This is a genomic window from Deltaproteobacteria bacterium, assembly GCA_026712905.1.
Classification (GTDB): Bacteria; Desulfobacterota; Binatia; order UBA9968; family JAJDTQ01; genus JAJDTQ01.
In genome coordinates, this window is record JAPOPM010000174.1 from 13,226 (window position 1) to 35,330 (window position 22,105).

At 62.7% G+C, this 22,105-nt stretch carries 19 protein-coding genes; 7 read left to right on the top strand and 12 right to left on the bottom strand.

The window, feature by feature from the left end; translation table 11 throughout:
- The first annotated feature begins 39 nt into the window (after positions 1–39).
- From OXF11_14500 to OXF11_14525, 6 genes are all read left to right on the top strand, one after another.
- The gene (locus OXF11_14500) at positions 40–693 is read left to right on the top strand and encodes a cyclase family protein (GenBank protein ID MCY4488306.1); all 654 of its coding nucleotides are present in this window, start codon (positions 40–42) and stop codon (positions 691–693) included.
- Between the two features lie 18 nt (positions 694–711).
- Positions 712–1,677: a dihydrodipicolinate synthase family protein gene (locus tag OXF11_14505; GenBank protein MCY4488307.1), complete on the top strand. Its 966-nt coding sequence runs from the start codon at positions 712–714 to the stop codon at positions 1,675–1,677.
- A 7-nt stretch (positions 1,678–1,684) separates the two neighbouring features.
- Positions 1,685–1,894, top strand: a complete 210-nt coding sequence (locus OXF11_14510) for a hypothetical protein (GenBank protein MCY4488308.1) — start codon at positions 1,685–1,687, stop codon at positions 1,892–1,894.
- A 27-nt stretch (positions 1,895–1,921) separates the two neighbouring features.
- A complete protein-coding gene (locus OXF11_14515) occupies positions 1,922–2,917 on the top strand; it encodes an FAD/NAD(P)-binding oxidoreductase (GenBank protein MCY4488309.1) in 996 nt (331 codons plus the stop codon).
- A gap of 250 nt (positions 2,918–3,167) precedes the next feature.
- On the top strand, positions 3,168–4,205 hold the full coding sequence (locus tag OXF11_14520) for an MBL fold metallo-hydrolase (protein MCY4488310.1): 1,038 nt from the start codon (positions 3,168–3,170) through the stop codon (positions 4,203–4,205).
- A 66-nt stretch (positions 4,206–4,271) separates the two neighbouring features.
- The gene (locus tag OXF11_14525; protein ID MCY4488311.1) at positions 4,272–4,613 is read left to right on the top strand and encodes a hypothetical protein; all 342 of its coding nucleotides are present in this window, start codon (positions 4,272–4,274) and stop codon (positions 4,611–4,613) included.
- Positions 4,614–5,030: 417 nt separating this feature from the next.
- Here OXF11_14525 and OXF11_14530 read toward each other — a convergent pair whose 3' ends face one another.
- Genes OXF11_14530 through miaB form a run of 3 tightly spaced genes read right to left on the bottom strand, consistent with a single transcriptional unit; the run spans position 5,031 to position 7,632 of the window.
- Complete coding sequence (locus OXF11_14530) at positions 5,031–5,732, bottom strand: tetratricopeptide repeat protein (protein ID MCY4488312.1); 702 nt, start codon at positions 5,730–5,732, stop codon at positions 5,031–5,033.
- A 24-nt stretch (positions 5,733–5,756) separates the two neighbouring features.
- Positions 5,757–6,272 (bottom strand): bifunctional nuclease family protein, encoded by a 516-nt coding sequence (locus tag OXF11_14535; GenBank protein ID MCY4488313.1) that lies wholly within the window; start codon positions 6,270–6,272, stop codon positions 5,757–5,759.
- A 28-nt stretch (positions 6,273–6,300) separates the two neighbouring features.
- Positions 6,301–7,632, bottom strand: a complete 1,332-nt coding sequence (miaB, locus tag OXF11_14540) for a tRNA (N6-isopentenyl adenosine(37)-C2)-methylthiotransferase MiaB (GenBank protein ID MCY4488314.1) — start codon at positions 7,630–7,632, stop codon at positions 6,301–6,303.
- 329 nt (positions 7,633–7,961) lie between these two features.
- On the opposite strand from miaB, the gene OXF11_14545 reads away from it, so the two are divergent.
- Entirely contained in the window at positions 7,962–9,101 is a 1,140-nt protein-coding gene (locus OXF11_14545; protein MCY4488315.1) for an ATP-binding protein, read from the top strand.
- Positions 9,102–9,159: 58 nt separating this feature from the next.
- Here OXF11_14545 and OXF11_14550 read toward each other — a convergent pair whose 3' ends face one another.
- The 9 genes from OXF11_14550 to OXF11_14590 all read right to left on the bottom strand — a co-directional run.
- On the bottom strand, positions 9,160–10,275 hold the full coding sequence (locus OXF11_14550) for a hypothetical protein (GenBank protein MCY4488316.1): 1,116 nt from the start codon (positions 10,273–10,275) through the stop codon (positions 9,160–9,162).
- Positions 10,229–13,981: a hypothetical protein gene (locus tag OXF11_14555; protein ID MCY4488317.1), complete on the bottom strand. Its 3,753-nt coding sequence runs from the start codon at positions 13,979–13,981 to the stop codon at positions 10,229–10,231. Before OXF11_14555 ends, OXF11_14550 begins: the two co-directional genes overlap by 47 nt.
- 29 nt (positions 13,982–14,010) lie before the next feature.
- Positions 14,011–14,643 (bottom strand): helix-turn-helix transcriptional regulator, encoded by a 633-nt coding sequence (locus OXF11_14560; GenBank protein MCY4488318.1) that lies wholly within the window; start codon positions 14,641–14,643, stop codon positions 14,011–14,013.
- A gap of 513 nt (positions 14,644–15,156) precedes the next feature.
- Positions 15,157–16,368: a hypothetical protein gene (locus OXF11_14565; protein ID MCY4488319.1), complete on the bottom strand. Its 1,212-nt coding sequence runs from the start codon at positions 16,366–16,368 to the stop codon at positions 15,157–15,159.
- Between the two features lie 66 nt (positions 16,369–16,434).
- Positions 16,435–16,965, bottom strand: a complete 531-nt coding sequence (locus OXF11_14570; GenBank protein ID MCY4488320.1) for a hypothetical protein — start codon at positions 16,963–16,965, stop codon at positions 16,435–16,437.
- 889 nt (positions 16,966–17,854) lie between these two features.
- Positions 17,855–18,835, bottom strand: a complete 981-nt coding sequence (locus OXF11_14575; protein MCY4488321.1) for a taurine ABC transporter substrate-binding protein — start codon at positions 18,833–18,835, stop codon at positions 17,855–17,857.
- Between the two features lie 81 nt (positions 18,836–18,916).
- Positions 18,917–19,585 (bottom strand): hypothetical protein, encoded by a 669-nt coding sequence (locus tag OXF11_14580; protein MCY4488322.1) that lies wholly within the window; start codon positions 19,583–19,585, stop codon positions 18,917–18,919.
- A 54-nt stretch (positions 19,586–19,639) separates the two neighbouring features.
- Positions 19,640–21,016, bottom strand: coding sequence for a homoserine dehydrogenase (locus tag OXF11_14585; GenBank protein MCY4488323.1), 1,377 nt, complete (start codon positions 21,014–21,016; stop codon positions 19,640–19,642).
- 8 nt (positions 21,017–21,024) lie between these two features.
- A partial coding sequence (locus OXF11_14590; protein ID MCY4488324.1) for an aminotransferase class I/II-fold pyridoxal phosphate-dependent enzyme occupies positions 21,025–22,105 on the bottom strand: 1,081 nt, incomplete at its 5' end.

Below are 22,105 nucleotides of genomic sequence, written 5' to 3' on the forward strand. Positions count from 1 at the left end.
TCCGGCGCGAGGACACTCCAAACCGTCAGGAACACGACCATGTCCATCATCGATCTCTCACGGCTCATCTACGACGGCATGCCCAAGATCCCGGCGCTGCCGGACGTGCACGTGCAGCGGTTCTTCGACCTCGGCAAGGGGCACCCGCTCAACGTCACCGAGATCAACCTGCCGTGCCACGCCGGCACCCACGTGGACGCGCCGGTGCACATCGTGCCCAACGGCAAGTCCATCGAGGAATTGCCCCTCGACGCCTTCGTCGGTCCGGGCGCGGTCATCTCGGTGCGGACCGGTGGCGGCGAGGAGGTCACGGCCGCGGATCTGGAAGGGTCCGGGGTGGCGGTCAACCCCGGCGACATCCTGATGCTGCACACCGGATGGGACGAGAAATTTGAAAGTGAAGAATACAATATGCACCCCTATCTCTCCGTGGATGCGGCGGAATGGATCGTGGAGCGCGGGGTAAAGCTCTTCGGCATCGACTGCATCACGGTGGACCTGCCGACGCCGCTACGCCCCAAGGGCTTCGACTTCCCGGTGCATCGGACCTTGCTGGGAAACGACGTGCTGATCGCGGAGAACGTCACCAACCTCGGCGCCATCGCGGGGCAAAGCTGCCGCATCATGGCGTTGCCCCTCAAGGTGCAGGGCAGCGACGCGGCGCACGCGAGAATCGTCGCGGAGTTGCAGTAAGAGAATCTGGAGTGAGGGATGCTGGCTAGCCCCATCAGAGGAATCATCGGCGCGGCGCTGACCCCGTTCACGGACGACGGACGGGTGGACTACGACGCTCTGGCGCGCGAGATCGAGTTTCTCGTGGCCGATTGCGACGCTGTCTCCATCGCCGCCGTGGAAGCGTCGGAATACACGGTCCTCTCGCTCGAGGACCGCAAGGAAGTCATGCGGCGCGCCACGGAGATCGTCAACAAGCGTGTGCCCGTGATCCTCGGGGCGTCGAGCCATTCCATCGACACGATACTGGATTTGGCGGAGCACGCCGCGGCCGTGGGCGGCGACCTCATCCAGGTGCTGATGCCCATCCGCCCGTGGGGCGGGCAGCCGACCATCTCGGATTTGATACAGTTCTTCACCGAGGTGGCGTCGGCGAGTCCATTGCCCATCGTCGCCTATCACAACCCCGGTCCCGGCGCGGACCCGCCGCTCGACGCGTTCGTGCGCCTGAGCGAGTTGAACAAGGTCGACTACTTCAAGGAAAGCTCGAGGGACATCACCAAGATCACCCGGCTTATCGAGCAAATCCAGCTCGCCGGCAAGGCCAACTACTTCACCACCATGCAGCCGCTGCTGACCACCCTCATGATGGGAGGCGCGGGCGCCACCATGCCGCCGCCGGGCACTCGCATCGGCGCAAGGGTGGTGCGTGCGTTCCGGGAGGGCGACATCGACAAGGCACGCTACTGGCAGCGCTGCTTCACGCTGTTCCCGGGCAAGTGGGGCGCCTACGGGCTGCCGCCGATCATGAAGTCGGCCCTCAAGCACTTCGGGGTAGACATCGGCGAGCCAGGCCGGCCGTACTCGCCGGTGAGCCCGCGGGACCATGCGCAGATCGGCCAGTTCCTGACCCAGATCGGCATCCTGGGCGACGGAGAGCCGGACGAGGCCGCCTTCGACCAGGCGGCGATCCAGCTTGCCCAGGAAGACACCTTCCTGCGTTGACGAAGCCATGTCCGGCGGACTCTTCACATGGTTTGCGGAGCGGGTCAAGGAGTGCTCCGATCGTCTGGTGCTGCTCTTGATCCGCGGCACTTCGCGGTTTGAATCCGAGCTGACCGACGAGGGGCGGCAGGAACAGCGCATGTGGCGCGACCGGCGCATGCGCAATCTCAAGGGCCTCGCTCTGCGTGCCAAGCGGCGGCAGCGGGAAGCTTCCTGACGGCGACGGGGACGACAGGGTTCAGGGATGCACTACCACAACGGAAGGAAACAGATCGTCGTGCTCGGAGGCGGGAGCGGCGGCGTGGTGGCGGCCACGAAGCTCGGCCGCGCTCTCGGAGCGGACCACGACATCACGTTGATCGACCGCCGCACCGATCACGTCTTCATGCCCGCGTTCCTGTTTCTCATGGTCGGGCAGCGCCGTCCCGAGGACATCAGCCGGAAGCTGAAGCGCCTGGAAAAGCGCAATATCAGGGTCCTTCAGGCGGAGATCCTGGGAATCGATTCCGGACGCCAGCAGGTGATTCTCGAGAGCACGGCCATTCCCTACGACTACCTGATCGTGTCCCTGGGTTTGGAAGTGAGGCCCGACCTGCTTCCTGGCTTCGCCGAAGGGGCGCATCATCCCTGGGAAATGGACGCCGCGTTGCGCCTCAAGACCACGCTTGAGAGCTTCCGCGAGGGGCGTGTCGTGGTGGGAGTGCCGCTGGGCCCCTACCGCTGTCCGCCGGCGCCGTACGAGGCCCAGTGGATGCTGGACAGCTACTTCAAGGAACGCAATATCCGCGACCTGGTGGACATCCAGTACTTTACGCGCGAACCCGAGCCCGCGGGCGAGGAGCACATGCCGTCGGTGTGGATGGACGCCCAGAGCAAGAAACGCAACGTCACCATCCACTACGACTTCGTCATTCAGTCCATCGACCCTGAGAAGAAGCGGGTCCACGGCCTGTACGGCTACGAGCTTTCCTACGACCTGCTCTTCATGGTGCCGCCGCATCGACCCTCCAAGGTGCTCTATGACTGCGGGCTGGTCGACAACGAGACCGGCATCCAGGTGGACTACGACACCCTGGAGACCAAGTGGGAGAACGTCTACGCCATCGGCGACTGCGCCAACATGCCCGCCTCCAAGGCCGGCGGCGTGGCGCACCAGGAAGCGGACGTGGTGGCGGACAACCTGGTCGCGGAGATCACCGGGGAAGGGGAGTTGTCCACCCTGCACCTCCACACGATATGACTGCTCTCTTGCGGCGCGGGACGCGCCGCCGCCAATCGCACCACGTACCCTCAAGGATGGCCGCCCTTCGGCGCTACCGATTCACGCTCGTGGGGACCGTCTCGGACGATCTACTGGAGCAAGGTCCTGTTCGAGAAATGGTGGCTGTGGCGATACTTCTGAGGCAAGGTTCGGCCTGAGTTCCTCCACGACTTCAGGACAGGCACTTGGAGGGGCTCGGGACAAGCATGGCAAAGCGGAGACGACGGCCATGATCCTGCGCGAACTGAACGGCGAGAGCTGCAAGACCTACCTGATAGCCGACGAGGGCAGGGGACACGCCGTCCTGGTGGACCCTCTCTACGCCCACGTGGAACGGTACCTCGCCGTGCTCGCCTATCACCGGCTGGAACTGGATCTGGGCATCGACACACACACCCACGCCGACCACCTGAGCGGCTGTCCACAGTTGCGTTTCCTGGTGGGTGCGCCGTTCGCCATGCAGAAGTGGGCACCCAGCCCGGCCGTCGACGTCCACCTGGAGGACGGCCAAGAGTTCTCCGTCGGCGATCTCACCGTGCGAATCCTGCACACCCCCGGGCACACGCCTGACGGCATGAGCCTCGTGGTGGAAGGGCATGTCCTCACTGGTGACACCCTGTTCATCGGCGGGTGCGGGCGCACCGACTTCGCCGGTGGCGATGCCGGCGCTCAGTACGATTCCGTAACGGAGAAGCTCTTCACGTTGCCGGACCAAACCGTGATCCACCCCGGCCACGACTACCGTGGCAACACGACCTCCACCATCGACTCGGAAAAGCACACCAATCCACGCCTCGCCAACCGCACGCGGCCGGACTTTATCGACCTGATGAACAACCTGAATCTCTCACCGCCCCAGAACATTCAGGAGGTCCTCCAGCCCAACCAATCCGCCCTTGGAAGGGACGAAATCAGCTTCCCGGACTGGGGTGAGCTCAAGAAGGTACAGGTAGTCGATATCGAGGGCCTTCAGGCGATGCTGGCCTCCGAAAGGCCGCCGTTGCTGGTGGACGTCCGCGAACCCGGGGAGTATACGGGAGAACTGGGTCATTTGGCCGGCAGTGTCCTCGTGCCGCTACGAGAGCTCATGAGCCGGCTGGACGAGATCGACCAACACAAGGAAGCCCCGGTGGTCACCGTCTGCCGGGCCGGTATGCGCAGCGCCACGGCCGCCGCCATACTCGGCCGATCCGGCTTCACGGATGTCCGCAACCTGGCCGGCGGTCTCGTCGCCTGGAATGACGCGGGTCTGCCGGTTCAACGGTAGCCGGCCGTCGCGGCATGATCGCAATCCCTCACCTCCAAAACCCCTCCAAACAACCCCTGGTCGATCATGCCGAAGCAGTCCAAAAACCGCCGCCGTTATCCCGATTGGGAGAACACCTGCAACTACTGTCTATACCTGCAACCCATCCCCGGAAACGCCGGTTCCGGCAACTGCACCTACCATCGCCAATGGATCGAGCGCTCCGCGTTCACCACCTGCGGCGACATGAGCGCGCAACCCCTGGGGGAGGGCATCTACACGCTCAGCGACAACGCCTGCGGTGCCTGGTCCTACCACCGGCGCCGCCAACACGTCAGAACCCGCCTGTTCTTGGTTGATGGCGGACAAGCCAAGCCAAACCCCGACGTACCCGAAAAACCGGCTCCCGCGAAGAAGCGGATGACCTGATCGACCAACGCATCCCGCCAACTTCACCCGCGCAGTGTGTCGACTTTACGCCGAGCGTGTTTCGGTGGATTGCCATGTCCCGAACTGCTTATGGGAAGGACAGAGCAAGGGAGAGGAGGGCTGCACCGCCGTTCCCGCCGTTCGATTGTGCACCGCCGTCCGGGAATCCGCAGCGTATTATGTCAGCTTTAGCATCGGCGCATTCGCGCCAATGCTAAAGTTGACATAATATACATTATCAGACGTTTTGTTTGTGTGGTGACTTCGGGAACTCGTGCCGGTTCTTGCCCGGCAGCCAGCCGAGGGCCGGCCTGCGCCTCGCGTCGACGGCTGTCCGTGGGAATCTGGCTTCCAGGCTGGAAGCTCGGACTGACGCACCGGCCAGATGGCGCGGTGCGGAAAGCACGGTGAAGATCGCTACTGGGTGGCTTTGGTGGTGTCGGCGGGTTTGCCGGAATTGCCTTCCAATTGCTGCAACCGCAGAGCGATCTCGACGGTCTCGGCTTCGGGGAATTCCTTGAGATAGGTCTTGTAAGTCTCCGCCGCGTCTTGTGTCTTGCCGAGTCGAGCGCTGCAGCGCGCTTTCCCCAGCATCGCTTCCTGCCGCAACGGCCCCGGTCGATCCAGAGCCTGGTTCAGGGTCGTGAGGGCTTCCTCGCAGGCGCCGTTCATTTCCTGGGCGAGGCCCAGGGTCACCAGCATGACTTGGCCCACGATGTCGTCACGCTCCCCGGCGGTGTCGCTGGCGAGCACCTCCACGGCTTTGGCGGGTTGTTCCAGTGCGATATAGCTGTTGGCAACGTAGAGATGCGCGAGTTTGTCGTAGGGTGCCTCCCCTGCTTCCCGGAGGTTCCCAAAGGCTTCCAGAGCGGCCTCGTAGCGGCCCTCCTGATACTCGACAAGAGCCTTGCTGTAGTCCCGCACCGCCAAGTCTTGGCGATAGCCACGGTAGTACTGCCAGCCGAAGACGGTGGCAACCACCACGACGATGGCGGCGCCGGCGCCGATCAACCGGTTCCTGTTGGCTTTGACCCAATCCAAGGCCAAGCCGGTCCACACCATGAACCGGTCCGGCTGGCGGATTTCCTTTCGCAGAATACGTTTTCTCGGCGCGGCCATTCAGACAAATTCTCCAGTGCTTCCTTACATCTTGTACTTGAAGTCGTCGGGCGACATCTTGTCCAGTATTTCGCCCCACTTCTCCTTGGAAACGTTGGCGAAGTCCGGGTCGTTTCCCTCGTCCGTCTGTTGCAGCACGCTGGACTGCTCCAGCACCTCGCGGGCGACGTATATGGGAGTCTTGCTCCGCAGGGCCATGGCGATGGCGTCGCTCGGACGCGAGTCCATGGTGACTTCCCGATCGCCCACCAAGAGCGTGATCACCGCGTAGTAGGTGTTCTCCTTGAGCTCGGTGATGGCGACGCGCTTCACCGTCCCGCCCAACTCCCCCAGCAGGTTCTTCATGAGGTCGTGGGTCATGGGGCGAGCCATCTTGATGCCTTCCAGTTCGGTGGCCATGGCCGTGGCTTCCAGCAATCCGATCCAGATGGGTAGCTGCAGCTTGTTCTCCGAGTCTTTCAACACGACGATGGGGGTCCGGGTCACCTGATCGAGCGTCAGCCCCGCGACCGTCATTTCAATGGATTCCGGACTCTTCATCACATGGCCTCCCTAATTTCCCGTCCGGTCACGAGACACTTGCCTCGATGGCCTCGCCGACCAGGGAGTTCGGCGTGGCGTCCACCACCCGCACGCACGCCATCTCCGCGGGCACCGTGGCTTCGTTGGGCGTGAAGTTCACGATCCGATTGGTTCGGGTACGCCCCATGAGTTGTTCGCGGCCCAGTCTGGAAGGCCCTTCCACCAGGATTTCCTGCTCCGCGCCGATCAGGCTCCGGTTCTTTTCGAGGGAAATGCTCTTTTGAAGCTCCTGCAGTCTGCGGTACCGGTCGGCCTTGATCTCGTCCGGGACATCGTCACGATAAAGCTTCGCGGAAACCGTGTGGGGTCGCGGCGAATACGTGAAGGTGAACATGTCGTCGTACTGGATCTCGCGGACGGCGGAAAGGGTCTCTTCGAACTCCTCGTCCGTCTCGCCCGGAAAGCCGACGATCATGTCGGTCGTGACGGCGACTTCGGGCCGGCGCCTGCGCAATTCGCTGATCCGTTCCATGTACTCCCCGAGGCGGTAACCCCGGCGCATGCGCGTGAGTACCGCGTCGGAGCCGGACTGGAGCGGCAGATGCAGGTGCTCGCACAGGTTCTCCAGGCGAACGAAGGAATCCATCAACTCCGGAGAAAGATCCTGGGGATGGGATGTGGTGAATCGGATGCGCTGGATTCCCGGGACCTGATTGATTTGCTCCAGCAACTCGGGGAAGGATCTCTCCCCTGCCGCCGTGCGCCCGTAGGAGTTGACGTTCTGGCCGAGCAGCATCACTTCCTTGACGCCTCGGCGCACCAATTCCTCCACGTCACGGACGATGTTCTCGCTCTCCCGGCTCACCTCGCGCCCGCGCGTGCGCGGAACGATGCAGAAGCTGCACACCTTGTTGCACCCCTGCATGATGGTGAGGTAGGCCTTGGCGCCGTCCACCTCCGGCGGCCCCGAGGGATCCTCCAGATAGAACGGGTCGCGGTAGAAAGCGGTTTCGACGGAGCGCCGCGCCGCCTCCCGGGCCTCCTCCACCATCCGCGGCAGCTTGTGCATGTTGTGGGTGCCGAAGACCAGGTCCAGGTGCGGCGCCCTGCGCAGCAACGCCTCCCCTTCCTGCTGCGCGACGCACCCGCCCACACCCAGCACGGTGCCCTTCTCTTCCTTGAGCTTCCGCCACCGTCCCAGCGCGCTGTACACCTTCTGCTCCGCCTTGTCGCGCACGCTGCAGGTGTTCAGGATGATGAGGTCGGCCTCCTCGACTTCATCGGTGGGCTCATAGTCCGCCGATTTCATGAGCTGGACGATCCTCGCCGAGTCGAGCTGGTTCATCTGGCAGCCCCAGGTTTGCACGTAGAGCTTCATGGGTCTAGCGTTGCGCTGTTGACGGGGAAACGATGGATTTACCGGAGCTTGTGTTTCTCCGCAACGTAAACGCAGTATCCCACATATCGGGGGCTTTCGCCATCACCTTGTCCCTCCCCGATGGCTCCATGGACCCGTTACCTCGGGAAACGGGCGGTACTTGAGAAGCTTGCCCGCGAGCACGTGCCAAGGGGAGTCGCGGGCAGAACTCAGACTATTTATCTGTGGACTGACAAAAAGACGTGACTTTTCGTCACTTGCCTGATAAATTGCCGGCCAGGATCGCGGTCTTGCCAGAGGTACCAATCGAGTTTCAAAAGGATTCTCTCGTGGAACGATATCTGAATGCGGCACTCACGGCGGACATGGACAGCAAGATCATCCTGTTGTCAGGTCCGCGGCAATCCGGAAAGACGACGCTGTCCAGGATGCTGCACAAGGACCACCAGTACATCAATCATGATCTCGCGGAGCATCGCCTGATGCTCCGCGAGAAGAGCTGGGATCGGAAGAAGGCGCTGATCATCCTGGACGAACTGCACAAGATGGAGAATTGGAAGGTGTGGTTGAAGGGAGTGTACGATGTTGAAGGCATGCCGCCATCGCTGGTAGTCACCGGCAGCGCCAAGCTTGCCGCCTTCCGCAAGACAGGTGACTCGCTCGCGGGCCGCTACTTCCACTTCAGACTCCATCCGATCGACCTGAAGGAAGCGTTGCAGCACACGGAGTTCGGGGCGGCCGAGACCTTCGAACGGCTGATGCACGTTGGTGGGTTTCCGGAACCGTTTCTGCGGGGATCGCGATCTTGGTACAACCGCTGGAAGCGTACCCACGTCGACGCCATCCTCAAGGACGACCTGCTTACGCTGTCTTCGGTCCGTGACATCCAGTCCATCGAGACATTGATCGAGCTGCTGCGTTCACGGGTCGGCACGCCGCTTTCCGCCAATTCCCTTGCGCGGGACCTCCAGAAGACCCGGAACACCGTACAACATTGGCTTGACCTGCTGGAGGACCTGTACGTGATCTTTCGGGTCTTCCCCTACCACCGGAACGTCGCCCGTGCCTTGCTGAAGACGCCGAAGTTCTACTTCTACGACAACGCCATGGTGCACGGGGATGCCGGCACCCGGCTTGAGAACCTCGTCGCGTGCGCTCTCCTGAAAGAGCTGCATCGCGCGCAGGACGTCGAAGGCGGGGATCTGGATCTGCACTACATTCGTGACAAGGACGGCCGCGAAATCGACTTCCTGATCACACGGGATCGGAAGCCCTGGAGCATGATCGAAGTCAAATGGACCGATGCCGCCCCAAGCGCGAACTTCAAGCGCTTTCTGGCCGGTGAGACACTTCACCGCCTGCAGATCGTCGGCGAGCTGCCGCAGAACAGCTCCTATCCCGACGGCTTGCGCATCGAGGCGGCCCGGGACTTTCTGGCCGGCGTCCAATTCGGGGCGGTGACGGGATAGCCGTGCTTGGCGGCGGCCGCCCTTGCAAGCGTCTGCCCTCTTCGGTTTGCCGAGCCCCCTACTGATGATGCGCCCCGAAGGTCCCTATGAAATTCGCCGTATTATCCACTGAACGTCCTCCAAACGTCCCAGCCACGGAACTCGGGAGACCGTTCGACTCGCCGTTGCCGTAGAACTGACCGCCCCACCTTCCCTGCAGGGTCAGTGCTCCCGCAAAGCCGGTTGCCTGACCTTCAAAAAAGCCGCTCTTGTCGGAACCGATGGCAGCCGTTCCGAGGTCCAACGTGGCCCCGATCAGTTCACCGTCCACTTCGACCTCCGTGATTGAGCCGCTGACCGTGCCCAAGCCGTTGTCGGCGCCGAAGTCCGCGGTGAGGTTAGCCACTCCAAAGAAGACGTCCAAATCGAAACCGGACAGCGACCTCAGCGTATACGTGCCCGCCGCCCAACCGCTATAAGTCGCCGATCCCTGCAGTGCCAGGATGTTTTCTTGACGAAATGGATCGTTGCCGTCCGCGAAGGCTCCGCCCGCGTAGCCTTGGGTGTGTGCCAGATCGTCAGGGAAAAACAACCAGAATCCGCCCGCCAAGTAGTCGGTGTCCGAATGGCCGATGTCTGAATAGGCGATGACGAGCACGGTCCCGTCATCGGTGCGTTTTACCAGGTTGGCGCCCCTCCAAGGGGACGGAAGCCCCGTCAGCGCTTGCGGGTCTCCTTCGTCCATCGCTATGGTCCATTCCGTACCGTTTTCGACCGTGAAACAGATTACATTGGTCTCATCGTATCGCGCCTCAACCTCCAGCCGATCCGCTGTGACACCGTTGGCGTCGACGTTCGCGGACTGTGTCACGCTGCCCGCGGCAGGTTGAGCATCGGCGGCTCTCCCGATCACGTCGGCGATGGTTGCGGAGTTGGCATCATCCAGGACCGACCTGAGATCGGGCATTGGCTCTACCACAGGGCCGCCACCGCCACCCGCACCCCCACCACTGCTGCCACAACCGGACAGCGTGACTGCGATCAACGCCGACATCGCCAAGACCGAGAGCACATTTCCATTCAACATTGTGAGTTCCTTTCCCGTGAAGTTGCCGACTGTCCGAATACCGGGCCCGTTGCCGATGGACTCAGAAATGGATGCGCAGGCCCGCGCTGACGCCATGCTCGGGTTCATCGTCCACGAGCATCCCCGCGTAGCCGACTCTGAGCTGCCACCGTTCGGAGATCATCGCATCCACGCTCATGCCGAGCGCCAACACGGTCCTTGGCATTGCATCGTCGCGGACCAAGCTCGTGAAGCCCAACGCTCCCGTCCTCGCGGACTGTCGGAGAGCAAACGAGGCAGCAGCGCCATGGGTCCGGGTTGCCTTCAGTTCCACCTCCGGGCGCCACATAACCGTGCGGGTCGCATTCAGCCAATGGGAAGGAGACAGGCGCAGCGTCCCGCTCCACCCACGGTATCGGTGAGCGATTCCCGGCACGTTTGCGCGAAAAGTATCACCGCGGGCTGTGTAGGCGTCCCGCTCAAGCCGTCCGGAAAACAACGTTGCCGACGGCTGCATCCGCACCCAGCCGAGGTCGAAGCGGGCACCCACGCCCGCCTGCGCGTGCGTCTGGTTCATGTCGAACGCACCGGTGAGGCCGCCGCCGGTCACCGGATTCGCAAACGCCGTGTGGCCGCGCCACTGTCCCCGGCTAATACTGGCCCCGGCCAGCAACCCTTCTCCGAGCCAGCGGGCGCGCACGGCATATCGACCACCGTCGAGTTGGTTGGGCATGCCCTTGTGTCGGGACGACATCGACAGCTCCTGTGACGCGGATGCGTCGATGCTGAAGTTGCCCCCGAAACGAGCGTCGAAGCCCACCGTGGGAGTTCGAGCGGTCCACGTTGGCCCGTTTCCTCCCAGGTTGCGGGTCCATGGACCGTTGCCGCGGACCGATGTCCAATTCGTGAAGCTCCACCCTGCCGACGATGGGGTGTTACCGCCGAAGGAGGCGCCTTTGTACGCGGCTGTCGTTTGGCCCTTGGTGTGCGGGTCGGCGCCGAGGTCGAAGAGGTCGATGCCGCCGTGTAGCAGGGCGCCCAAGAGCACACCGGGTCCGCCCGCGCCCCCGGCCGTTGGTGCGGCGCACGATGCCCCGGCGACTCCCTCCGATTCAGCCATTGCCAGGACCGCGCCGGACTGGACCTCCGCGCTCCCTTGAGAACCGTCCGCCATGATGGTGATGGCTCCGATCGTCTCTGTCACCCCACCCTGCCCCTCGTTCTTCAGGGTGACTTGGTTGCCGGCGGCCGTGACCGGCGTGTCGGTGGAAATCACGCTCTCCGCGACTCGCTGGAGCGTCGCCTGATCGCCTCGCGTCGCTTCGTCAAGGCTCTGGTCGGGCTGAACGTAGATCTCAAAGTCCGCGGGATTCCCCGCCGCGTCCTGTACGACAATCCCGCCTCCGGCGGTGATTCGCGGCGGATCGTCGACGTTCCCCGCGTTGAGAAGGGCCGTGACGCGAGCGCCGTCGTACACGGTCATGGTACCGTCCATCCCCAGGTTGAAGTGCCCGGCAAACACCAGGGTGCCGTCCTCGATGGTGGCGCTGCTGCCGGAAAAGGTGACGTCGCTGTTGAACCGGGCGATGCCGCCGCCGCGGACGAACATGTCCGTCACGCCGATGACACTGCCGTCGAAGACCGAGGATTGAACCACCATGGTGTTCAATCCACCACCGAAGTCGATGGCCCCGGAGAACGTGCTGTTGATGACCGACAGCGTATCGTTGAAACGATCGAAGTCGATGGCTCCCATGATCGTGCTGCCGTCCACGACCACGTCCGCCGGGCTGCCGACGAAACGCGCGGCAACCGGCGCCTCGACCGTGGCGTTGCGCTGGATCCGCGCCGTGATCATCCCCGACTCGCTCCACCCCAGGATGCCCACGCCGTCCTCGGCGTCGTCGGTGGCTGAGTCGTAGGAAGCCCTCACCGTTCCGCCGTCCAGGACGATCTGTGCCGTGCCCGCCGCTCTGGCGCGGGCAAACATCCCGACGGCATACGGCCCACCGACGAAGACGGTTCCCCGGTTGGTCACGAGTGCGGTAGCATCCGTGGTCCCGGCGAACATTCCATGAGATCCAAGACCCGAAACGAACGCCCCGCCTCGCGTGACTATCGTGCCCTCGTTGGTCGCCACGGCGGTTCCGGATCCCTGTATGCTTGCCCCCATCCCGATGCCTCTTGTGCCGCGAGTCTCGACCGTGCCGTGGTTGACGGCCCTCGCTTCAGTCCCGGCATGTGTCGACTCCGAGAAGGCCCAGACACCGAACGTCGTGCCGTTCTCCGTGGCGTCGCCCGTCACAAGGACGACACCGCGGTTGGCCGCCAACGCGTCCCCCCCGGTTGCCTGCAGGCCGCGGCCATTCACCCCTGTCGTGCTGATGGTAGCGCCATCATCGTTGATCGCTTGCGCTGAGCCTGAAACCAGGTCCGCGCTGGCATTGGCCCCGTAAGCCCCGGAGCCGCTCGTGGTAATGGTGCCTTTATTGGTTGCAACCGCGGTCGCCGCCCTTGCGACAAGGCCTCGGGCCTCTACGCCCGTCGTGGTGATGAATGCGCCGGTCTCGTTGTTCGCTTGCGCCGTGCCCGACTCCCCTTCCGCGTCCGCCTCGACCGCGCGCGCAACAAAGCCGTTGTCGCTCGGCCCACCGCGAATGGTCACCGAGCCTTCGTTGACTGCCAAGGCAGTTCCTGGACCTAGGACGCTGGCCCTGACCCCTCGCGCCCCGGTCCCCCTGGTCTCGATGGTTCCGCTGTTCGCAGCCGTGGCTTCGGCAGCGGCATCCGCCGAATCCACCTGAGCGTACAACCCGTATGCCCGGTTGTTTCCGGTATCGTTTCCGGCGGTAAGAATAGAGCCGCGATTGGTCGCAACAGCGGTCCCTGCCCCGCTGTCGACACGAGCAAAAACACCGCGCCCCGCATCTCCCGCGGTGCTGACGGAAGCGCCGAGCTCGTTGGTCGCATGAGCGGTTCCAGAGTCTCCGGCCCGCGCACGCAAGGCCAGCGCTGCGTTCCCGTAAGTGCTGACGGTCGCACCGCTCGAGTTGATGACCGTGGCCGTGCCCCCGTCGCCGGCAACGGCCGTGATGGCGTGTGCAGGATAATCGCCGTCTCGTCCGCCCCTGGTGATCACGGAACCCTCGTTGATGACAATCGCCCTCCCGGGGCCGTCCGTCCGTGCCTGTATCCCGCGAAACCCCCGACCTCGGGTTTCCAGCGTTCCCTTGTTCAGCGCCCGGGCTTCGGCGTCTCCATGTTCCGACCGGTTCCTGACACTGAGGCCGTAGGCACTCGGGCCGTCACCGGTGGCGAGAATGGAACCTGAATTGGTTCCCTCCAGACGTCCTCTGTAGTCCGAGTCATTGTTGCTTGAGGAGATTACCGCACTGTGTCGTCTCGGCGTGGGGTCGTTGATGTCGCCGGCCAGGTCCACAAACACACCGGCACTCGGGAGGTTCTCTGTGCTGAGGTCGAAGTCGTCGAGGTCCCCTACCACTCTCCATTTCAACGGGACCAGGTGATCGTCGTCGAAATAGACGTGAACATCGAACTCATCCACCTCGTCGTCGTTCACGTCGATCACGACCCATGCGTCCCCGTCCGGTTCGGGGAACTCGTCGAAGGAATCCCTGGTTACGGTGTCTCCATCCGTCTCGCTCGTGCATACGGACCGCAGGTCCCGTTCGGAAAACGTACACACGACCGTGGCCATGGAGAGTGGTGGGATCAGTACCACAGTCGCAATCAGAAACGTTCCGGCTCGGAGGAAATACCCCAGTTTGGCGGCAAGCTCCTCACCTGTAATCGTGATGATTCTGGTTCCAATCATTGAACTTCCCCCTTGCTGCGAACTGCCCGCTACTTCCGGCCCTCGTAGTGTGGTAGTGCCTGCTTGGCCTGCTCACAGGTGGCCTGTACGAACTTGATGCCTTTTTCCAGACCCTTTGGTGACGGGCCGCTGAAAGCCGTTCCATACCTCGCGAGGAGCCGCGAAAGGACCTGCATCACCTCCTCCGCACCCCAATCACCGCCTCCGGACAAGGTCAAGACTATGGCACTGTCCGCTGCCTTGAAGGCAGTCACGACCCGGTCTACAACCTCGTCCTTGTCCGTCGGTTTGTGTGTTTCCTCTACGAGGCTTCTCGCGAAGAACATCGACAACACGTAGAGTGATTCCTTGACACTCCAATCATCCGGGATCACGACTTCTCGTTGTATCTCATTCTCGCCCGCCGCCACGGCCTTCGCGCGGTTCGGGGCGTTGTCCCGAAGTCCGTTCTTGTCTGGGTGGTCATCGACTATGAGTGTCGTGAGCTTGATGTCCAGGGCGCGTGCAACGTCGATGGCGGATTGCAGTCGAGGTTCAGTCCCACCTCGCTCCATGCGCCGGACAGTGCGTCCATCCAAACCGGCTTCTTCCGCCAGTTTTTCCGGGGTCCATCCCAACTCCAATCGCTTTCTGCACACCAGATCACGATTGATCATGACCATCGCGCAACCTCGTCAACTCTGTTTTGAAAAGCCATCGCTGCACCAGAAACCCGTACCAAACGAAAGACAACCTTAGCTACACTAGAATGTGACTGTGAGTGACTCTTATTGTCAGTTTCGGACACTATGGGTCGAATAGAGACATTCGACGGTCGAACCTGCCTCAGAACAAGGTTGACCTGGCGTTTGTTACAAAACGGACGCGCGTCTGGTCTAAATGGTACACCCATTTTCGAATACACCAAGGAAACGTGGCGCTACGTGGCGCTACGCGGCCGTACGGCCGGTGCCCGGAGAGGTAATTCGAGACTGTATTACGAGGAACGCACAGAGGGGTCCAAGAAGCGCGTCGGCCGACGCGCCATGATGGCAATCATCCCGAATGTAAACTTCTGTCGGCTCGTTCTCCGTAGGATGCGGCGAGCCCACGAAGCGTAGTCACGCTCGGGGGAGTCGAACCGAGGGAAGCGTGGTGCCGCGCCGGCTGTGCCCAGGAAGGAACGTGGACGGCGCTCAAGTGGAAGACACGGAGGGATTGCACAGGACCCAGGACAAGAGGTCCTGAGCCGACTCTTCAATCTCCACCGTGTCGAGGAAGGTCAGGCGCTTTCCGCCGTAGGCGGCCATTTGGCTCCCGACGACGAGCAACATCAGCAACCGTATAGACTCCGAATGTTCCAACCCGGACGGCTCCGAGAAGTTCCGATGATGGCGGGAGACGAAGGCGGTCAGGAAGTCAAGTCGAGCCCCCGCCTCTTCCGTCGATGCCTCAGCGTAATCCTCGGATGCATGGTACCTTGCAGCATTTATGGCCATTGCCAATCCAGCGTACCCGGTTGAGCACAGGCTTCGCAAGTTGATATCCGGGGCCTTCCATTGGAAGTCGCGATCGTTGCGGTCCGTCCAGGAATTCAAATATTCGGCAGTCAAATGGTCACAAGTGGAAAAAAACGATACCATGCCTTCTTCCTGACCCGCGACGATCATTCTTGCTTGAGCTACAACATCGGAGTCCAGGGGCACAACGTTGCGGTAGGCAAATTCGCTCCCGATGGCCGTTTCGATCGCTACCGCGTATGGCGCCGTTGTTCCGGGCGCGTAACCCTGGTTGGCCACGCCCCTGGTCATCTTCCACAGAGTGAAGTGGATTCTTCCCAGTGCTTCCTCGAGGATTTCCGATTCATCAGCCGTTCGCTCCAGCCGCACCGCACGTGTTCGACCGATCATGCAAAGGCCGACCATGGCCGCCTGCAAATATTTCGCGGACTCCTCGGTGTCGAGACTGGGCTGGTTCACGCGGGGTCTGAAGAAGAGTTCGAAGACGGGAACATCGAAGACCTCGGCGAGAGCACGCGCCTCGGAGCGGTGTACATACCCGCCGGATTCGGCCCTTGTGAGCACCTGAAGATCCACGTGAGCCATGTCGGCAAGCTGTTCGCTGTTCCAGTGGTGCCGTTCCATCAATTGTCTGAGGTTGTCGCCGTCCAACACGTCGACAATCAGCGTGTCCAGGTCCGCGTCGAGGGCCTTGGCCAAACCCGCCGCTGCGTGGACCGCACGACCGTTGGCGCTCCACTCCAACCTGACAGGGTTGCCGCCTTCGACCTTGCGGATCCAACCGATACCCACCGTGCCCATTGCTTGGGCAAGCGCGGCTTGCGTCCAACCCTTGATTTGCCTCAGTCGGCTCACCAGCCGCCCGTCGAATCTGGCTCGGTCGTCCATGGTGTGCTCCTTGCGATTGTGCGCTCCGACCGTCAGGAGATATTCAAGGGTTGCACCGAAGGCCGGTCATTGACCAGATTGACCAGGCCGCTCACCGTCTTCTGGCGGCGGTTCCTTCGACGGGTCCGCCTGGTCGGCGGCGACCGGCTCGGAGCAGAGTTCCAGTTCAGCCATGGACTCGACGATCTGGAAGGCGCTCTGTTCGATAATGTCTCTGGACAGGTTTTCCTTCCACTGCGGGTGATCGGGTGGGAGGCGACGGAACTGGTTCCAACCCGTCCAATCACCACTGAGTCGATAGACGAACTCCGGGTGAAGGGGCAGTTGCCCGTTCACGTCGTCGTATCCTTCATTCAGCCACGTCCGGATAATCTCCCTGACCGCGTCCAGGAATGCCTCCACGTCGGCCAGCATCGGTTGGATCTGCCTGCTCACTACGAGCTCTTCAAAAGGAAGGCCGAACACTTCGCTGATATTTCTGGCGTTGCCGATGAACAACGGCCGGCCACGTATCGCGCGCCTGTAGGTGCTCTCGGTGATGCTGCGCTGTGGCCCCAGCTTCTGGGCAATGAAGTTCGGTATTTCACGGATCTTCAAACCGAGTTGTTTTCTAAGGACTTCGAGCCGACCCCCATCCAAGATGACGGTTCTGGGTGGATTGTCTGTCATAGGTACCTCTCTAGCTTCGGTAAACATGCGCAAGGGCGTGACCCGAGTCGATCCGAATATAGTTAGTCTGCCGAACACCTTCAAGGACGTACGGCAACCATCTGGCCTGTCATCTGCCGTAGCGAAATGACCACTCTTGTCATCTCGTACTTCTCGAGAGTTCTTCGACCAGATGCCTTTTCCGGAGCCGGTACCCTCGGACGTCCGATACCTTTCGTCGACGCCGTCCAGATTGAGCAGACGACTCAGAATACAATACCGGGCACATTATGGTTGTTTCGTTCAAACTTTCCCCGGCACGCTATCAGCCGCCCCGGGCGAAGGCTTCTCACGATTTGCCACCGAAATGATACGTGTCAACAAGAGCCCTATGACTTCGTCATGGAGTAAGTCCCTAAACGAAGGTGTATATCTGTCCAGGTAAATCCCGTACACTGTTTCATCCATTATTGGACAACATCAGGCCAATTCCGGGCATACTTCACCAAGAAATGACCGTTATCGTCGAACGATCAGGCCGGTTATATCGAGGCGGAAGAAGATCCAGGGAGGCTCGGCAGTGCCTGACGGTCTGATTCGAAGCAAGGGGGGAGGATTGCCAAAGACGGGATGCTGAAACAAGCCTCTAGATCTAGTGTGGTGTCTCACAAATACGCTTATGAATCTGCGGGTCCTTTTGGCCGTCGGCTGCGTTGCTCTTCCTCACGTGGTATTGGCCACTGCTCGTCATCGCGCCTTGCCGACGACCAAAATGCCCTCGCAGATTCACAAGCGTATTTGTGAGACACCACACTAGAATCTGGACCGCGAACCGGGTTCAAGTATCCAGCACGCTCGGATGAAAGAGCTCCTCCACCGGGTACGGCGCCTCGATCAGCGTCTGGTCGGTGAGGTACTTCATGAAGCGTTCGACGCTGGCGCGGTTGGCGGCGAGGCCCGACGGCCAGATGTCCGTGCCGAAGAGGGTCCGTTCCTCTTCGAATTCATTGCGCGCGAAGGCCAGCTCGGAATAGCCGGGGTCGTCGTAGAAGCCCGCGGCCTGGGTCTTGGAGTCTTCCCACATGTCCATGAGGGCGCGTGGCAGATCGGGATGACGGTCGGCTATTTCCTGCTTGTAGACCAGCACGTGCATGATCGGATAATCGCCGTACTTCTTGAAGTAGCGGGCGCATTCCGCCTTGGTATCGGGGAACAGCCGGTGCACCGATCCTTCGCGCACGCCCTCGAGCAATCTCTCCGGCGGATGCGGGTGGATCATCATGGCCAGCTCGCCGGCGATAAGCGCGTCCGGGGCGCTGGGCTCGTCGATGGTGGTCAGATTGGCCGCGTCGCGGCCCGGCCAGTCCACGAGCTCGGTGCTCATGGTCTGCCAGTCGAGTTCCTGCCACGGCACGCCGTATTCGAACGCGAGGTCGCCCTTGGCCAACACCGACATGGTGGTCTGAAAGCTGCGGCAGCACACCTTCCGGCCGATCAGATCGCTGGGCTTGTCGATGCCTGCGGCGGTGCTGACGAACATGTGGTTCTGGCTGAACAGGCGGCGTGGGAATACCGGCGTCGCGGTGTAGTTCAGGCCGCGGCTCTTGGCCGTCAGATAGGACGAGACCGACATCTCGCAGATGTCGAATTCGTTGCCCACCATGAAGCGCCGGTGGCGGTCGATGCCGTCCCGCCGCGGCGGCGCCATGCCGACCTCGAGTACCTTCAGGTCGATGCCCTCCGGGGGCGCGACCATTCCCATGAAAAACGGTACATGGCGGTCATATCGCTCAAGCGCCAGGGTCAATTCCGTCGCCATATCGAGTTCTCCTGCTCGTTGGGTCGCGATGCGTGACTTGGCATCGGACCGAGCCATGGGTCGAACCGGCCGTGCAAGGTCTCAAGGGGCCTGGTATTCGGAAAGCAGACTATCACAGGACGAGAAATCCGTCAGGATGCGCAGACACGCGAAGGTGGCGAAGTCCAGGCTCAGGGCGCCGTCGCGCCACAGCAACAAGGCCTTGTCCGGCGCGTGCCAGACGGAACCGGGGCTGCGCAGGTCGTCGGGGACCCTGACCAGGAAGAACCTCCTGGCGTCACCCGAATCCGGCGCGACCCAGTGGGTGAAGAAGCACAGCCGGCCCAGGTCGCAAGACAGCTTCTCGCGCGCCAGGAAATCGGCGAAGTCCACTCCCCGGCCGCTCAAGGCGTGACGTTCACGGGGCGGCACCCTTCGTCGCACTGGATCCGGGTGTTCACCCTTGACGGCGAAGAGAAGCCCCGTGGCGGCAAGAAGGACCCTGGCGGCGGCAACCCAACAGCCCGTGGCGTACGCTGGAGTCAACTCGGATCCCAACAGGCGGCGCGCCTCGGCCGCCGTCAGGTCGTGGCACCGCCGCAAGGTCGCCTGCGCGTAATCGCCGCTGTCGATACCACCCTCGGGCAACGACAGATTCCCACTGCCGGCACGCGCGGCCGCGGCGGAAGATGCCGAAAGCAGCACCTGAAGACCGAAGCGGCGGCTGTCCCGAACTGCGACCAGCCCGACCCGGTCGCCCCGCTCATCCATGGGCTTTCGGCCGCGAGTCCTGCCTGCCCCGGCGTTCGGGCACCGGAGGTCCCTTCAAGCCTTCCATATGGGCAGCCACAGGGGTTCCGCCAGCACGTAGTCCTTTTGCGCGATGCGCTCCAGGGCTTGGCGCAACTGGCCCACGCTGGTCTCTTCCAGGGTGATCACGAACGGCAGGATCTCGCGGGCCGCGGCTCCGCCCTTCCCTGCCCCCACGAGCCCCTCCAACTCTTCGTCCGTGTGCTGGAGCTGCCAGATCTCGGATACGTTGATCCTTTGGTCCCCGAATATCTGGCAAAGCTCGCCGACGATGCCGCTCTGGTCCCGCACCACGAAGCGAACGTAGAAGGAGCCCCTGAGGTCGTCCTGCGGACGCACCGAGTCCACCCCCGAGACGATGCTCTCCACCGGCAGAAAGGGTGCATCGCCGGAACGCAGCACCAGTTCCTGAACATCGCCCAGCACCGCCACCGCGGTGGCGCCACCGCCGGCCCCGGGTCCGGCGAACACGTAGTCCCAGTCACCCGCGTCGGGCGCTCCGCCGTCGCTGACCTGCCCCTTGAAGAACAGCGCGTTGGTGACGCCGTCGATGCTCGCGATGGGATGGCGTTCCGGCACCACCATGGGGCTCACCATGGCCTCCAGGGCGCCGTCGACGCCGCGCGCCAGGGCCACGGACTTGATGGTGGCGCGGCCCTTGCGCGCCGCATAGAGGAAGTCGATGGCGTGGATGCGCTCGATGCCCTTTCGGTGGATGGCGCCGGCCTGCAGGCGCGCGCCGAAGGTGACGGACGCCAACAGCAGCAGCTTGGCTTCGGCGTCGCGGCCGCTCACGTCGGCATCCGGATCGGCTTCGGCGTAACCCAATGCCTGGGCGGAAGCCAGCGCGTCCTCGTAGGACCGGCCCCGCTGTGCCATCTCCGTCAGGATGTAGTTGCTGGTGCCGTTCAACAGGCCGTAGACCGCCGCCGGCCGCTCGGCCGCGAGGCTCTGGGTGAGGGGTCCGATGATGGGGATGCCGCCGCCGACGCAGGCCTCGAAACGCACGGCCCGGCCGCTCTCCCGGGCCGCGGCCCAGATCTCCCTGCCGTGGGCCACGAGCAACGCCTTGTTGGCGGTGGCCACCGACTTGCCGTGGCGCAGCGCGTCGAGCACCCACTCCTTCTGGACGCGCAGGTCGGCGGGTCCTCCGGCGCCGAGCACCTCCACCACGACATCGACGTCGGGGTGACCGGTGACCGCGGCCGGATCGGTGGTGAAGAGTTGCGGCGACGCCGCGTACCCGGGCTTGCCCTCGGGCCGGCGCGTGAACACCTTGGTCACCTCGGCGTCCACGCCGAAACGCGCCAAGTGCCCCTTGACCACGAGATCGTGTACGGCGCCGCCGACGGTGCCGGCGCCGAGGATGCCGATGCGGACCGGAGACCCCATGACGCGCGCTATTCGGGCAGCATGCCCATGGCGTTGCGGATGGTACGAATCGCCTGCCGGGTGCGGTGTTCGTTCTCGATCAGGGCGAAGCGCACGTGCTGGTCGCCGTACTGGCCGAAACCGATGCCCGGGGAGACCGCCACCTTGGCTTCGTTGAGCAGGAACTTGGAGAACTCCACCGAGCCCATGGAGCGGTAGGGCGCCGGGATCTCGGCCCACACGAACATGGTAGCCTTGGGCTTGCGGATCATCCAGTTGAGCCGCGCCAAGCCGTCCACCAGCACGTCGCGCCGGTTCCGGTACTTCTCGGAGATCTCGTGCACGTCGTCATCCTGGTGGTTGAGGGCATGGATGGACGCGATCTGAACCGGCTGGAAAATGCCGTAGTCCATGTAGCTCTTGAGTCGCGCCAAGGCGTGGATCATGGTGGCGTTGCCCACGGCGAAGCCAACGCGCCAGCCGGGCATGTTGTAGCTCTTGGACATGGTGAAGAACTCGACGCCCACGTCCTTGGCGCCCGCGGCCTGAAGGAAGCTTGGAGGTTCGTAGCCGTCGAAGGTGAGGTCCGCGTAGGCCAGGTCGTGGATGACCAGAATCTCGTTCTCCTTGGCAAACTTCACGATGCGCTCGAAGAACTCCAGCTCCACCACTTCGGTGGTGGGATTGTGGGGGAAGTTCAGGATCAGCAGCTTGGGACGCGGCCACGTCTGCTTGATGGCCTCTTCGAGCTGCTCCATGAAGCCCTCGCTGGAGACCAGCGGGATGCTGCGCAGGTCGCCCCCGGCTATCACCACGGAATACTGGTGGATCGGATAGGTGGGGCTCGGGCACAGCACCACGTCTCCCGGGTCGATCATGGCCAGCACCAAGTGCGCCAAGCCCTCCTTGGATCCGATGGTGACGATGGCCTCGTCATCCGCGTCGATGGACACCCCGTACCGCCGCTGATACCAGTCGCAAATGGCCACCCGGAGCTTGTAGATGCCGCGGGACACCGAGTAGCGGTGGTTCTGGGGCTTCTGGACCGCCTCCACCAGCTTGTCGACGATGGGGGCCGGCGTGGCCATGTCCGGATTGCCCATGCTGAAG